The organism is Clostridium sp. HGF2, assembly GCF_964240115.1.
GTDB classification, from domain to species: Bacteria; Bacillota_I; Bacilli_A; order Erysipelotrichales; family Erysipelotrichaceae; genus Clostridium_AQ; species Clostridium_AQ innocuum.
Genome location: NZ_CAXSSO010000008.1, coordinates 147,055 through 161,105, shown reverse-complemented (window position 1 = coordinate 161,105; position 14,051 = coordinate 147,055). Strand labels below are relative to the sequence as shown.

15 protein-coding genes are annotated in these 14,051 nt (G+C 46.5%); 3 read left to right on the top strand and 12 right to left on the bottom strand.

Annotated features, from left to right (window positions below):
* Positions 1 to 60 precede the first annotated feature (60 nt).
* The 7 genes from pnp to ACESPQ_RS14595 form a co-directional block, all read right to left on the bottom strand.
* The gene (gene pnp, locus ACESPQ_RS14625; protein ID WP_002608952.1) at positions 61 to 2,238 is read right to left on the bottom strand and encodes a polyribonucleotide nucleotidyltransferase; all 2,178 of its coding nucleotides are present in this window, start codon (positions 2,236 to 2,238) and stop codon (positions 61 to 63) included.
* An 88-nt stretch (positions 2,239 to 2,326) separates the two neighbouring features.
* A complete protein-coding gene (gene rpsO, locus ACESPQ_RS14620) occupies positions 2,327 to 2,593 on the bottom strand; it encodes a 30S ribosomal protein S15 (protein ID WP_002608951.1) in 267 nt (88 codons plus the stop codon).
* A gap of 122 nt (positions 2,594 to 2,715) precedes the next feature.
* On the bottom strand, positions 2,716 to 3,744 hold the full coding sequence (locus ACESPQ_RS14615; protein WP_009589033.1) for a DNA glycosylase AlkZ-like family protein: 1,029 nt from the start codon (positions 3,742 to 3,744) through the stop codon (positions 2,716 to 2,718).
* On the bottom strand, positions 3,741 to 4,844 hold the full coding sequence (gene hemW / locus ACESPQ_RS14610) for a radical SAM family heme chaperone HemW (protein ID WP_373144526.1): 1,104 nt from the start codon (positions 4,842 to 4,844) through the stop codon (positions 3,741 to 3,743). Before hemW ends, ACESPQ_RS14615 begins: the two co-directional genes overlap by 4 nt.
* Before the next feature lie 9 nt (positions 4,845 to 4,853).
* A complete protein-coding gene (locus ACESPQ_RS14605; RefSeq protein ID WP_373144525.1) occupies positions 4,854 to 5,696 on the bottom strand; it encodes a hypothetical protein in 843 nt (280 codons plus the stop codon).
* A gap of 90 nt (positions 5,697 to 5,786) precedes the next feature.
* A complete protein-coding gene (gene lepA / locus ACESPQ_RS14600; protein WP_257333496.1) occupies positions 5,787 to 7,595 on the bottom strand; it encodes a translation elongation factor 4 in 1,809 nt (602 codons plus the stop codon).
* A gap of 284 nt (positions 7,596 to 7,879) precedes the next feature.
* Positions 7,880 to 8,026: a hypothetical protein gene (locus ACESPQ_RS14595; RefSeq protein WP_257333490.1), complete on the bottom strand. Its 147-nt coding sequence runs from the start codon at positions 8,024 to 8,026 to the stop codon at positions 7,880 to 7,882.
* Positions 8,027 to 8,179: 153 nt separating this feature from the next.
* Here ACESPQ_RS14595 and ACESPQ_RS14590 point away from each other — a divergent pair, with 153 nt between their 5' ends.
* Complete coding sequence (locus ACESPQ_RS14590) at positions 8,180 to 8,392, top strand: helix-turn-helix domain-containing protein (protein ID WP_257333489.1); 213 nt, start codon at positions 8,180 to 8,182, stop codon at positions 8,390 to 8,392.
* A gap of 57 nt (positions 8,393 to 8,449) precedes the next feature.
* Here the strand turns inward: ACESPQ_RS14590 and fmt are convergent, their stop codons facing one another.
* The 4 genes from fmt to gpr all read right to left on the bottom strand — a co-directional run bounded on the left by fmt (position 8,450) and on the right by gpr (position 11,692).
* Positions 8,450 to 9,400, bottom strand: a complete 951-nt coding sequence (fmt, locus tag ACESPQ_RS14585; protein ID WP_257333488.1) for a methionyl-tRNA formyltransferase — start codon at positions 9,398 to 9,400, stop codon at positions 8,450 to 8,452.
* A gap of 76 nt (positions 9,401 to 9,476) precedes the next feature.
* A complete protein-coding gene (locus ACESPQ_RS14580; protein ID WP_002608944.1) occupies positions 9,477 to 9,773 on the bottom strand; it encodes a hypothetical protein in 297 nt (98 codons plus the stop codon).
* A gap of 6 nt (positions 9,774 to 9,779) precedes the next feature.
* The gene (gene spoIIP / locus ACESPQ_RS14575; RefSeq protein ID WP_373144524.1) at positions 9,780 to 10,736 is read right to left on the bottom strand and encodes a stage II sporulation protein P; all 957 of its coding nucleotides are present in this window, start codon (positions 10,734 to 10,736) and stop codon (positions 9,780 to 9,782) included.
* Between the two features lie 80 nt (positions 10,737 to 10,816).
* On the bottom strand, positions 10,817 to 11,692 hold the full coding sequence (gene gpr, locus ACESPQ_RS14570; RefSeq protein ID WP_257379245.1) for a GPR endopeptidase: 876 nt from the start codon (positions 11,690 to 11,692) through the stop codon (positions 10,817 to 10,819).
* Positions 11,693 to 11,796: 104 nt separating this feature from the next.
* Between gpr and rpsT the strand changes: the two genes are divergently transcribed.
* Both rpsT and ACESPQ_RS14560 read left to right on the top strand, forming a co-directional pair.
* Positions 11,797 to 12,063, top strand: a complete 267-nt coding sequence (rpsT, locus tag ACESPQ_RS14565; RefSeq protein ID WP_002608941.1) for a 30S ribosomal protein S20 — start codon at positions 11,797 to 11,799, stop codon at positions 12,061 to 12,063.
* 70 nt (positions 12,064 to 12,133) lie between these two features.
* Entirely contained in the window at positions 12,134 to 13,261 is a 1,128-nt protein-coding gene (locus ACESPQ_RS14560; protein ID WP_373144523.1) for a transglutaminase domain-containing protein, read from the top strand.
* 104 nt (positions 13,262 to 13,365) lie between these two features.
* On the opposite strand, the gene ACESPQ_RS14555 is transcribed toward ACESPQ_RS14560, so the two are convergent.
* The gene (locus ACESPQ_RS14555; RefSeq protein WP_373144522.1) at positions 13,366 to 13,854 is read right to left on the bottom strand and encodes a hypothetical protein; all 489 of its coding nucleotides are present in this window, start codon (positions 13,852 to 13,854) and stop codon (positions 13,366 to 13,368) included.
* Positions 13,855 to 14,051: the final 197 nt, after the last annotated feature.

The following is a 14,051-nucleotide window of genomic DNA, read 5'->3' as shown; positions in this document are numbered from 1 at the left end:
AAACCGTTCGTGATTTTATAAGAAAAGAGGCAGTCCGTCTGGATTGCCTCCGTAATGATTTTATGCTTCTTTGTTATCCTCCGCAGCAGCTGCAGGCTTCGCATCCTCTTCCTTCTTTTCCGTTCTTGGTCTAGGAAGCAGTGCCTTGGCGCTGACATTCACACGGCCGCGGTCATCGATTTCCGTAACCTTGACACGAACGGTATCCCCGATGTTTAATACATCCTCCACCTTATTGACACGCTCATGATTGATTTTGGAAATGTGCAGCAGTCCATCCGTCCCCGGGAACAGATTAACAAAGGCACCGAATTTTTCAATACGGACAACCTTGCCCTCGTAAATATCGCCGACCTTGGCTTCCCGTACGATATCACGGATCATATCCGCTGCATGATTGATTGCCGCACGATCCATATGGTAAATGACCACATGTCCGTCGTCCTCAATATCGATTTTAACATCATCGCTCGCCTCAATGATCTTGTTGATCATCTTGCCGTTTGGCCCGATAACCTCACGAATCTTTTCCGGATCGATATAGAACTGCTCGATCTTCGGAGCATAGGTTCCGACATCTTCTCTCGGTTCGCTGATGGCTGCCATCATATTTTCCAGAATCTGCGCACGGGCAACCTTCGCCTGTGCCAGAGCTTCTTCAAATACTTCTCTGGTGATTCCTGTCACCTTGATATCCATCTGCAGTGCCGTGATACCCTTGCTTGTACCGGCAACCTTAAAGTCCATATCACCGAAGTGATCCTCCATACCCTGAATATCCGTCAGTACGGTATACTTTCCATTTTCCTCATCCATGATCAGACCCATGGCAATACCAGCCACCGGCGCCTTGATTGGAACACCGGCTGCCATCAAAGACATGGTTCCGGCACAGATGGATGCCTGAGAGGAGGAACCGTTGGATTCGGTTACCTCAGCAACCGTACGGATTGTGTAAGGGAAATCCTCAACACTCGGCAGTACCTGGGACAGTGCACGCTCACCCAGTGCACCATGACCGATCTCACGACGGCCGGGGCTTCCCATACGTCCTGTTTCCCCTACGGAATACGGCGGGAAGTTATAGTGATGCATGAAGCGTTTTGTTTCCACTTCCGTTAAATCATCAATGATCTGATTGTCATTCATCGGTCCCAGCGTCGTAACGCTTAACACCTGTGTTTCCCCACGGGTAAACAGCGCACTGCCGTGTGCTCTTGGCAGGATGTCAACCTGGGAATCCAGCGGACGGATTTCATCAATCTTACGACCGTCCGGACGTACTTTATCTTCAATGATCAAGCGGCGCACCTCGTCTGCCTCAATACTGTGGCAGATCTGTTTTACCTGCTTGAGCACCTTTGCCTTTGCGGCTTCGTTTTCATATTCCTTAGCATCAAAAACAGCGACAGCTTCCTCTGTCAGCTCGTCAATTTTGCCATAGCGTTCCAGCTTCTTTTCGATGGATACCGCATCACGGATCGCCTGTTCAAACTGTGCACGTACCTCGCGGTCGATGTCCTCGTCCACGGTATACAGCTTAACCTCCATCTTTTCTTTTCCAACGGCTGCTGCGATTTCCTCCTGGAAGGCAACCAGCTGCTTAATGTGCTCATGACCGAACATGATAGCACCCAGCATTGCTTCCTCGCTAACTTCCTTCGCACCGGACTCTACCATATTTACGGCATACTTTGTACCGGCAACCGTCAGGTTGATATCACTCTTCTCCAGCTGCTCCGGAGTCGGGTTGATGATGTATTCGCCATCCACGCGTCCTACCATTACACCGGCAATCGGACCGTTGAACGGGATGTCGGAAACGCACAGTGCCAGGGATGCCCCAAACATTGCGGTCATTTCCGGTGTACAGTCCTGATCTACGGATAATACCGTATTCACAACCTGTACCTCATTACGGAAGCCGTCCGCAAACAACGGACGGATCGGACGGTCAATCATACGGGCCGTCAGCGTCGCATGCTCGCTCGGTCTTCCCTCTCTGCGTAAAAATCCACCGGGAATCTTACCAACTGAATACAGCTTTTCTTCAAATAAAACGGTCAGCGGAAAGAAATCAATGCCTTCCTTCGCCTGCTTGCTGGCTGTAGCTGTTGATAATACAACGGTGTCATCATATCTGACCAGGACAGCTCCACCTGCCTGTTTTGCCACTTCACCAGTTTCCACTGTGAGCCCACGCCCACAGAAATCTAAACGAAATACCTGTTTCGCCACGTTCTTCACCTCTATTTTTCTTATCTTTACCATGATATCATATTTTAAAAGCCAATAAAAGAAAAAAAGCTCTTTTCGAGCTTTTTTACTACTTCCGCAGTCCTAAACGAGAAATCAGTTCCTTGTAACGGTTCAGATCTTTATTCTTCAGGTATGCCAGCAGGTTTCTACGACGACCAACCATCTTCATCAGACCACGCTGAGAGTGGTAATCGTGCTTGTGCTCCTTGAAGTGCTCCGTCAGCTGGTTGATTCTGTAAGTCAATACAGCTACCTGTACCTCCGGAGAGCCTGTGTCTCCTTCGAAACGTGCATACTCTTTCATAATCGCCTGTTTTTCGCTTTTTAATAACATGTTCTTTCCTCCTGTTTTCTTATTCGTTCCATACTGAGTGAACCGCTGAGGAATATTGCGCGTAGACCAAGTATAAAACCTTTGCTATCATAGCACAGTTACTGCTTGGATGCAAGCATTTTTTAGAAATCCGCCCATATGATTCGTGCAGGCTGAAGCAGTCGTTTCGCTGCTTTTTCGATCTGCTGCCTCTGCAGAGCATCAAAGTCCTCAAACGGCTGTAGCTGCAGGGTTTCCTTTTCCAGCTTCCAGCGTCCTGCAACATTTCCCTTATACAGGAAGCAGGGATATACGATTCCCTGCAGATTGAACACCCTGCGCAGATGGCGCTGCGGCAAAAACGGGTTTTCATGCTTTTCATAGCCCAGCATCAGCGGATCAAAGCCACTGAGAAACACGGCGGTGGGGATACGGGGATAGGCGTCGATTTCCTCAGGAAGCTCATACACGGTAGATCCATTGCAATCACTCATCTGTACATTATGGATCTTTTGCAATACAGCCTCCAGCTCTTTCTTTTTCCAGCCGAAGAAATAACTGGCATCCCGCAGCGTTACCGGACCATAGCCCTTCAGATACCGGTATACAAGCTCTTTGCGGCAGGCATCCAGATCGCTTCGCAGTGATATCGGAGCATAGGCAAATTCCCGTGATGCCGCATGCTGAAACATCACCTTTCCCTGAATATTCAGGACAGCAAACAGGCCGTCCCAGCTGGAGCAGGCCAGCTCACACAGCTTTTCATCCAGCCCCATCGCAACCAGCCTTGTATAAATTTTGCGGCGTCCGCAGATGCCCTGCTGCAGCAGATCAAGGATCGCATTGCAGAAAAGCTGTTCCTCCTGCGGTGTATAATAGCGGGCCATATAGTACTTGCGATGCTCATAATCCTTCCACAGAGCCGAGGTGATCAGCAGGCGGTCTTCCGCATCCAGCAGATGCAGCGTTCCGCGAAAGGCGCGTGTTTTCACACTCTGCTTGACCCATTGCTTCCATGAATCATCCCTTGTTCTGAGGCGCAGTGACATTTGTGCATGCCGCAGAAACTGCGCCTGCAGCGCCAACACATCCCGTGCAGCTGTTTGTGCATCACAGCGTGAGGTCAGATGCTGATGGTAGAGTATTTTTCGTTTGCGTTCCGCTTCCTTCATAACGTTTCCTCCGATAAAAATTCAACAAGTACATCATGGAGCAGCAGCATGCCCTCTTCCGTTGTACGAACATGATCATCCTTCACTTGCAGCATGCCATTTGCGATATTCTTTTGAAGCGGTGCAGAATAGATTGTTTCAAAATCAGCCGCAAAGCGTTCCCGAAACAGAGAGAGGCTCATCCCCTTCTTCATCCTTAGCGCCATCATCAGCATCTCAAACATTTCATCCTGTCTGCTCAGCTCAATGATATCCGGACAGCTGCCCTTTTGCAGATAGGTATGCAGATTGCGGGTGTTATCATAGCGGATATGTCCGCTCTTTCCGCTGGCACCGCATCCGATTCCACAGAAATCCTCATAGTTCCAGTACATCTGATTGTGCAGGGATGCTGCGTTCGGCTTTGCGAAATTGCTGATTTCATATTGTATAAAGCCATGCTTTTTCAGATAGGACACTGCATACAGATACATATCCGTTTCCACATCCGCATCGATATTCTCTACACCGTCACGCCCGAACTGAGAATGCTCCTCGATGGTAAGGGCATACAGCGAAATATGAGATATCTGAAAATGCTGTACAATGTCCTGCAAATCGTCCTGCCACATCTCCATCGTCTGCTGTGGAAGACCATATATGAGATCAATGGATATATTATGAATACCATACTGGTGCAGCTGCCGAATCCGCTCCACCACTTCTTCTCTTGTATGCCTTCGCCCGATGATGGACAGAAGGACGGGCTGCAGAGTTTGCACGCCCAGTGAAATACGGTTGACGCCATATCGCTTCAGCAGCTCTATTTTATCATCCTCCAGTGATTCCACATTCGCTTCCACCGTATATTCCTGTACCTGTGTCGTATATGGGGCGAGCAGCTTCAGCAGCTGCTCCAGCTGTCTGCTGTTTAATGCACTCGGGGTTCCACCTCCGATATACACTGTTTCTACCGAAACCTGCGCAAGCTTTTCCTGCAGCTCCCGCTTTACAGCAATCAGCCACTGGTCCGCAAGTCCCGCATGATAGCGGCACCGGGTAAAATCACAATAGGCGCAGATATCTCTGCAAAAGGGCACATGGACATAAACAGCTTTCATACAAACCTCCTAAACCGTATAATATACGTATTTTTTACCGATTTTCCGCCGCTGATAGCAGTGCTGCTTCACCAGAAGCTCCATGGCACAGCGCGCTGTTTCATTACACACGCCAGCATATTCCATAAACTGCCGTATGGTGTAATAGCGGTATGGCTGTCGATGATCGACATAGAACATCAGCTGCTGTTCACTGAGCATCGGATACTGCTCCAGCAGCTCCTGTAGCTGCATCGTCTGACAGGCGGTGACATCCGTTTCCGTTAATGATAGCATGGATCGTGAAATTTGCAAGCGGATATCATCCAGAAAAGCCAGAAAGCGTACACTCAGATCTCCTGCAGCTGTTCTGTTTGGCTGTTCCTCCATCGCTAAAGCAAACGGTGCATGACAGCGCTCATGTACCAGCAGGCAGTCCAGATAGGCGCTCTCTCCTGTAAACATGGATAGAAAAAAGATACGCAGCAACAGCGGCTCCTCCTCCTGCTCCAGAAATGTCACAAGCCTATGCGGCAGCGGTGCAAGCGCCAACAGCTCGCCTGCCTTATACAGCCAATGCGGATAATTCCCTGCAAGCAGGACGCTTTTTTGAACAGCCGCAGAAAAGGGGCGCTGCAATGGACAGCGATACAGCAGCTCTGTTGTCTGCTGCAGCTTCGCACACAGGGCTCTTGTCATAACGATATCCGCATGCAGATCATCAAAGCAGAAGCTGCGGCGAAGCAGTGCACGGTAATCCTCCACCTGCTTCCATACCGCATCCAGCACAACTCCTGTTAAATCAAGCCTTTGTGCCAGCTCCTCTTTGCTGACATAGATTTCCTCTGTATACTTCCTGGTTTCTTCAAACATATGTTCACCTCGTCAACAGTGTAGCACGGATTTGCAGGCAGCTGGAAGCAATCGACAAAAGCAGAAAAAAACAGATCATTTTCGACCTGTTTATTTATCATCATCGTCCATGGATAGCACCGCCATGAAGGCTTCCTGCGGCACCTCCACACTACCGACGGACTTCATGCGCTTCTTTCCTTCCTTCTGCTTCTCCAAAAGCTTTTTCTTACGGGAGATATCCCCTCCATAGCATTTCGCCAGCACGTTTTTTCGCAAGGATTTAATATCTGCACGTGCGACGATTTTTCCATTGATAGCAGCCTGAATCGGAATTTCAAACTGCTGCTTTGGAATCAGCTTCTTCAGCTTTTCACAAATGGCACGTCCTCTTGGATAAGCAAACTCCCGATGTACAATACTGCTTAAGGCATCTACGATTTCCCCGTTTAACAGAATATCCATCTTGGCAAGCTTATTCGTCTGATAACCGATCAGCTCATAATCCAAAGACGCATATCCCTTTGTGCAGGATTTCAGCTTATCGAAGAAATCAAACACGATTTCTCCCAGCGGAAGCTCATAGATCACATTCATACGCCCCTCATCAATATAGACCATATCCTTATAATTTCCACGCTTGCGCTGACACAGCTCCATGATCGGTCCGACATAATCATTCGGCGTCATAATGCTGGCACGGACAAACGGTTCCTCGATATGATCGATTTTCTGCACATCCGGAAGCAGAGATGGATTATCAATGGACAGTACGGAGCCGTCCGTCAGATATGCATGGTAGACAACGGAAGGTGCCGTCGCAATTAGATCAATGCGGTATTCCCGCTCGATGCGCTCCTGAATGACATCCATATGCAGCAGTCCCAGAAAGCCGCAGCGAAATCCAAAGCCCAGTGCCTGCGAGGTTTCTGCTTCAAACTGCAAGGAGGCATCATTCAGCTGCAGCTTTTCCAAAGCATCCCGCAAATCGTTGTATTTACTGGAATCAATCGGATATAAACCGCAGTACACCATCGGATTCATTTCCCGATATCCATACAGCGCTTCTTTTGCGGGATGATCCGCATGGGTGATGGTATCTCCGACACGCACATCCTTAATGGATTTAATAGAGCCGCAAACCCAGCCTACCTCGCCGCATTCCAGCACATCCTTCTTGACTTCCTTCGGATTGCGAATACCTACCTCCAGCACTTCGTATTCCGCCCCGCTGGCCATAAACCGGATATGATCACCAACCCGCAGGGTTCCTTCCTTAACACGAACATAGGCAATAACACCACGGTAAGCATCATACAATGAGTCAAACACCAGTGCCTGCAGCGGTGCATGCGGATCTCCGGACGGTGCCGGCACATTGCGTACGACCGCTTCCAGCACATCCTTGATGTTCAAGCCGTTTTTCGCCGATATGAGCGGTGCATCGCTGGCATCCAGTCCGATTACATCTTCGATTTCCTTGCGCACAACATCCGGCTGTGCACTGGGAAGATCAATTTTATTGATAACCGGAATGATTTCCAAATCATTATCCAAAGCCAGATAGACATTGGCCAGTGTCTGTGCCTCGATGCCCTGTGCCGCATCCACAACCAGAACGGCTCCCTCACAGGCCGCAAGCGAACGGGATACCTCATATGTAAAATCGACATGTCCCGGTGTATCGATCAGATGGAAAATATAATCCTGTCCATCCTCCGCTTTATATTTCAGCTGTACGGCATTCAGCTTGATCGTGATGCCGCGCTCCCGTTCCAAATCCATGGTATCCAGCAGCTGTTCCTTCATTTCCCGCTGTTCAACAGTATCTGTAATTTCAAGAATACGATCGGCCAGAGTTGATTTCCCATGATCAATATGGGCGATGATTGAAAAGTTTCTTATGTGTTTCTGATCCATACTCTCACTCCTAACGCAAGGACTATTATAACAGGAAAGTTGTGGGATGGAAAGCAAATTTAGTACGTGGGGAGCAATTCCTCTTGACCTTTTCAAGGAGTAGTGCTAAAGTTTAGTGGAAAAGGATGAGAGAGCCTTTTTACGTTAGAATTTTTCTAACAAAGAAGGACCCGTTGTAGGAGACGGGTCCTTTCTTTATTCAGCAACTGTATAAAAAAGCATAACCGTTATATGATACATAACCCTTTGTTTTATTGCTTTACTAACAACAGAATACAGTCATGTTACAGCATACTTTCACGTACCGAGATATTGTCTTCTCTGCTACGCTTTTCGCAAAGTACTCCCAGAGTATCCATCAGCATCATAAAGCTCTGTTTCTGTTCGTCTGTTAATTCATCATAGAAATTCAACAATTCTATTTTATTCATATAATCTCGATTCATTCCTCTGATATTGCCCCTACACTTATCTGTCATCATTATCATCGCTTTCTGCTATCACATTTATTTTATCGTGTTAGCAGAGAATATACAGCTGTTATTAGTGAATCATATTATCATATCTCTATCGGAGGATTGCATATGATTACTTATTATAAGCTTTGGGACTATTGTAACAGGAAAGATATAAACAAAACTGAATTGAAGGAGGGCGCAGGAATTTCCAATGCCACCATCAGTAAATTGAGCAACCATCAAATTGTCACAACGGAGACACTAGATAAGGTTTGCACCTTTTTGAAGGTTCAGCCCTTTCAGATTATGGAATGGGAAGAAAATAAAACAGCTAAATAATAATGTGATTACCCACAAAAGAAGGCATCCCACCGGACACCTTCTTTTTCTATTTCATTATTCCACGATACAGCCAATCAGATTTTTCCCGCTGCCGTTAAAGAAGACCTTTGCCTCCATCTTCGCTTTTCCTTCCAGCTGCAGCTCATCTGCCAGAATCAGTCCGTCGGCACAGGCAATCGCATAACCGCCGTCCACCATACCGATGATTTCTCCGCAGGCGGCACTTCCCTTTTTGCTCAGTCTGCGCACCTTATGGAATTTCAGCTTTTTGCCATTTACAAGCGCATAGGCACAGGGTGCAGGAATCAGACCACGGATATGATTATAGACGCTTTCTACATCTCTCCTGAAATCAACATGCTCCTCTTCCTTTTGAATGGTGTAGGCAAACGTTGCTTCCGCTTCGTTTTGTTCCACGAAGACAGCACTTCCGTCAATGATTTTCGGAATGCTTTCACTCAACAGCTGTGCACCGGAAACGGCCAGCTTATCATACAAGGACCCCATCGTATCCTCATCTTCAATCGTCACATGACTTTGCGCCATGACAGCACCGGCATCCATTTTCTTCACCATGCGCATGATGGATACACCGCTTTCCGCATGCCCTTCGATGATTGCCTTATGAATCGGTGCCCCGCCTCTCAGCTTTGGCAGCAGCGATGCATGCACATTGACTGAGCCATAGGTCGGATGCTCCAGCAGCTTCGAAGGGATGAACTGCCCATATGCACAGGTTACAATCAAATCGATATCCAGCTGCATCAGCTCCTCATAATCATCCCGTATTCGGATTGGCTGATACACGGCGATATCATGTGCCAAAGCTGCCTGCTTTACCGGCGGCATCTGCAGCACCTGCTTTCTTCCTACCTTTTTATCCGGCTGACTGACAACACCGATGATCCGATAGCCGTCACTCCACAGCCGTTCCAACATAGACACGGCAATTTCCGGCGTGCCCATGAACAGAATTCGTATTTGTTTATTATCCAAGCTAATCACCTCAGTAGGCATTATAACATGTTGTGCGTTCGTTTGCATCTACTTTAACAAACTGTCTTCCTCTTGGGTATGACAGCTAATGCAACAGTCCATCGAATACATCGGAAAACATCTGTACGCATCCCTTCATTGTGGATACAATTGCCTCACTGCTGCTCTTCGCAAGCTGGGAAGCGCGGTTTTCCTCAATATCCTTTAATGCGACCGGATCGTTCTGTGCTTTCACAACTCGATTCTGCGCAACATCCGATTCAAAGCTCTCCACCTGCTCCTGAACGAGATTTCGCGTATCATCTGACCCCTGCTGATTGATATAGGAGCCGATCGATACAAGAATACAAATCAGAATGGCATCCGCCAGAAATCGCTTCATATAAAATCACTCCTTTGTCAGTACATCATGAATACCGTCTGCGATAACATCCAGGGAGTTTGAAACCTCCTCGAAGGTGTTTACATCACCGCCAAGCTCCATCAATACAATATTTTTGGCAACCTCCTGATTATAATAGGCCTCCCTTGTCATGACCCCCTTCATGATACCATTCTTCTTTGCATTGATCGTGTCAGTTAATGTCGTGGACAGCTTGGTTGCCGTCTTGGCATTTTTCCCAAGACCACCGACAACAAACATCCCCTTGGCATAATTCTTACCATCGATATTGATATAGCTCGCTTCCCTTGGAATGCTGTCACGATGCAGATCCAGACACATATCAAAGCCGCCGTAATTCACAAGCGCTTCGTTTAGATATTTATAGGATACCACATAGGATTCATTATACGTCAGTCCATGCGTATCACGGTAACGGATGAAATCATTGGTTTCCAGAACCACCTTAATGCCGCGGTCCTCCAGCTTCTGCGCCAGAATTGCCGCAGCATCCAGCACCGTTTTGCCACCCTTATAGCTTTCATCCTGGTGGGTGTCGTAGATATATACCCGTTTTCCGATACTCTTTACTTTTTTATCCTCGGATTTTTCTTCCGTTTTCTTGTCACTGTTTTCAGCCTTATTGTTCTTACCGTCATCCTTGCTTTGTGAGGTATCCTTTTGCTCGTCTGTCGTCTTCGGCACAACACTCGGATTATCCTGTGTCGTTTCCACCTCACTGATGTCCTCCTTAGGAATCGTCAAATTGGAATTGTAGGACAACACATTTAAGGAATCCTTCAGTGAAAGGGAGCTGTTGATCGTCTTCTGCTTATAAACAAAATTATTCAAAAGATCATCCGCATTGCGAAAGCAGTGCTTCAAACCGCTGGCAAACGGTGTCAGATAGAGAAAGGCAATCAGTACGAATACTTTAACGAGAAGCTTACATGTAGATTTCATAGAAAAAAGCACTCCCTTCTCTACCACCATATGTGGCCGGGCGTGCTTTCATGTTAAACTATGGGTGACAAAATCCGACATTACAGCTGTTCATAGTTGGGATGCAGGAAGCGATTCAGACTTTCGGAAACGATATAGACCAGATGCTTCAATTCATCATCCATGGATTTTGGCGTTACGACAAGATTCAGATAATTGCTGTCCTGTATCTTTTGCAGAATATTTTGTTTTTCCTCTCCGCTGACCTCGAGGGTTTCATGCAAGATGGCACCGATGCTGGTAACCGTTGCCACGCCGATAGCGATGACGGGAATATGCAGACTTTTCTCACAGAGTGACATCCGGTGATTTCCGACACCGCTTCCCGGCTGAATACCGGTATTGTTGATTTGAACGACGCGGTTGATCCTTGCGATATTACGGGTAGCCAGTGCATCTATGGCAATGACCAGATCCGGCTGATAGCTTTGCGCAACGCTTTGGACAATAGACAGCGACTCCAGACCGGTCTGTCCCATAACACCCGGCTGCAGCACCGCAACATTGCGTGTTCCCTTTAAATAGGCAGGGTCCTCATGCTCATAGAGGTGGGCGGTCACCAGGATTTCATTTGCCGCCTGCGGCCCCAGTGCATCCGAGGTAATGAAGCGGTTTCCCAATCCAACCACAAGAATTTTTTTCAGCGTCACATGCATGTTATCACTCATATGCTGCAGATTCTCCTGAATTGCATCAATCATATTTTCCCGGACGACATGATCATCCAGATCACGACATTCAATGGAAACATAATCCCCCTTATGCTTGCCCAGCTCATTTTCATCACAAAGGACCTTAATATAATTGCTGCGAATGTAATCATTCTTTTTTTCGATATGCTCATAGGTTTTTGACTGGATATCTGCGGATATGATTTCATCCGCAAAATCACTACGTATCTGATATGGTTCTGCCATTTTTATACACCTCTTCCATAGTATGGTTTTTTTTCACCTTATTATTGCATTTTCATATTCTTTTTGATATAATTTATTGGCAATTGAAAACTAGGAGGTGCAACATGCCACAGATCCAATCACAGAAAAAACGTGTAAAAACCAACAACAAAAGAAACTTGGCTGTAAGTGCTCAGAAATCTGCATTGAGAACTTCCATCAAAAAAGTTCTGGCTGCTGTTGACGCAAAAGACGCAGCTGCCGCAGCTGCTGCTTACAACGAAGCAAGTTCTAAATTAGATAAAGCTGTTGCGAAGGGTATTCACCACAAAAACTACGCAACAAGACAGAAATCACGTTTGGCTAAAGCAATCAACGCTATTGCTGCATAAGAAACAGGACAGAGGTTCTGTTTTTTTTCATTTCATGCTATGATAGTATAGATGGGAAAGGAAGGATTATATGAAACGCTATGGCATAATCTTGCTGACTTCCCTTATCTTGTTGGGCTGCAGTGCCACGCAGAAGGCGGAAGAGAAAGAGCAGAAGGATCCTGCTGTTGAATTGAAGCAGACATCCATTCAAAACAGCAAGGCAATCAATGAGGATACCTGCTACAAATACCAGCGCTCCCTGCTGCATGAAAATCTGCAGGATGATTATGACCGGCTCTACGGTGCTCTGCTGCATCATGAATCCTCTGTACTGCTGGATTGCAGTATGCCCTATGTCATGAAGCTCTTTGATGCCGTTACCTTCGATCATCCCGAGCTGTTCTGGTCGAACTACGAATACAATTACAAAGAATCCGATGATAAGGAAAGTGTAACACTGTATCCCTCCTATGCATACGATCAGGAGGAAACAGCAAACCTGCAAAAGCAGGTGGATGCCGTCGCTGCCGAGATATTACAGAAAGCGGAAGCAACGCAGACTGATTACGAAAGAGTGAAGCTTCTGTATGACTGGATCATCGATCGCAGTGATTATGTAAACAAGGAAGAAAACAATCAGAATATGCTCAGTGTATTTCTGGATAAAAAGGCAGTCTGTGCCGGGTATTCCAAAAGCTTCAGATATCTGCTGGATCAGCTGCATATCCCCAATGCGATTATTTTGGTACAGGTCATTGAAAACCCGGAGGAATATCATGTCATCAATATGGTGCAGATGGATAAGCAGTGGTATTATCTGGACCCCACCTTTGGTGATATCAAGATTGAGAAAAGCTATAACAATTACCGCTATGCCTATTTTGCAATGACCAGTGCGGAGGTAGAAAACATCTATGCCCCACAGCAGGAAATCAAGCAGACAGCTGCATATAAGGACAGCTTCTTTTATCAAAGAGATGCGTATCTGAAGGGCTATGATGAAAATCAGATCATCGCGATCATTGCCTCCAATATCAACAATCCCGATCCCTGCCTGGCCATCAAGTGTGACAGCAGGCAGACATATGAGCAGGTCAAGCAGCTGCTCCGCTCCCAGCATATCTTTGACCTCTTCCAGAGCGCAGGCTACAATCCGCAGGAATTTGAGTATTACAGTCTGGATGAGAATTACTGCTTCTTTCTGAATTACTGGTAAAGAAAAAGATTTCGAATGTGACCGAGGATAGCCGGACAGCATTTGAAATCTTTTCTATCCCTTACTCATTCCACATACAGCAGCAAGCTGCATGAATACCAAGGTTATTTTATTCTCCTTATTTTGATTAGAAAATCCTGATTGGCATCCTCTTTGCGGTTTTTACGAGCGATGGTATTCAGTACCTTTACGACCTTTTCAGCTTTTGCAATTTCTTTATGGTATTGTAAAGAGCCCTTTTGTACTGTTTCTTTAGATACATACCCATATGTGAAAGTACCATCTGTGAAAAACAGCTTTACACGTACCTGCACCTTTTCTGAACCTGATGAAAAGGCATTTCCTGGCCCGATTCTGCCTATATTAGCAAACGCATTTTCTAATAGTGTTCCCACATATTCCAATGACTTTCTTGCTTTTTTTATAGCATCATAGGAATATATACCCCCATCCCCCAGTATGAAGGTAAAGCGTCTTGTGTGCTTGTCAAACAAAGCGATATTATCATAATTTCTCGTATATGCAAAGGAATCCATTTCACTTCCCCTTTCACTCTCTGCCCTAACCGGAGCCGTCCAACAGGCACCGGCCATGTTCAAACACCGCCTACGCTTTCCCCTGCTTGCCTTTCTGTTATCAATACACGATGATCCCCGTCATTCTTCATGTTAATCAGGGTGGAAAGACTGCACTTCCATAATCAGGAAAAGCTCTGCGGTACATCCTATCTATCTATACTATAAATCTATTCTGCAACGTCTGCAAGACTTTGATTGCAAAGCCGAAAAAG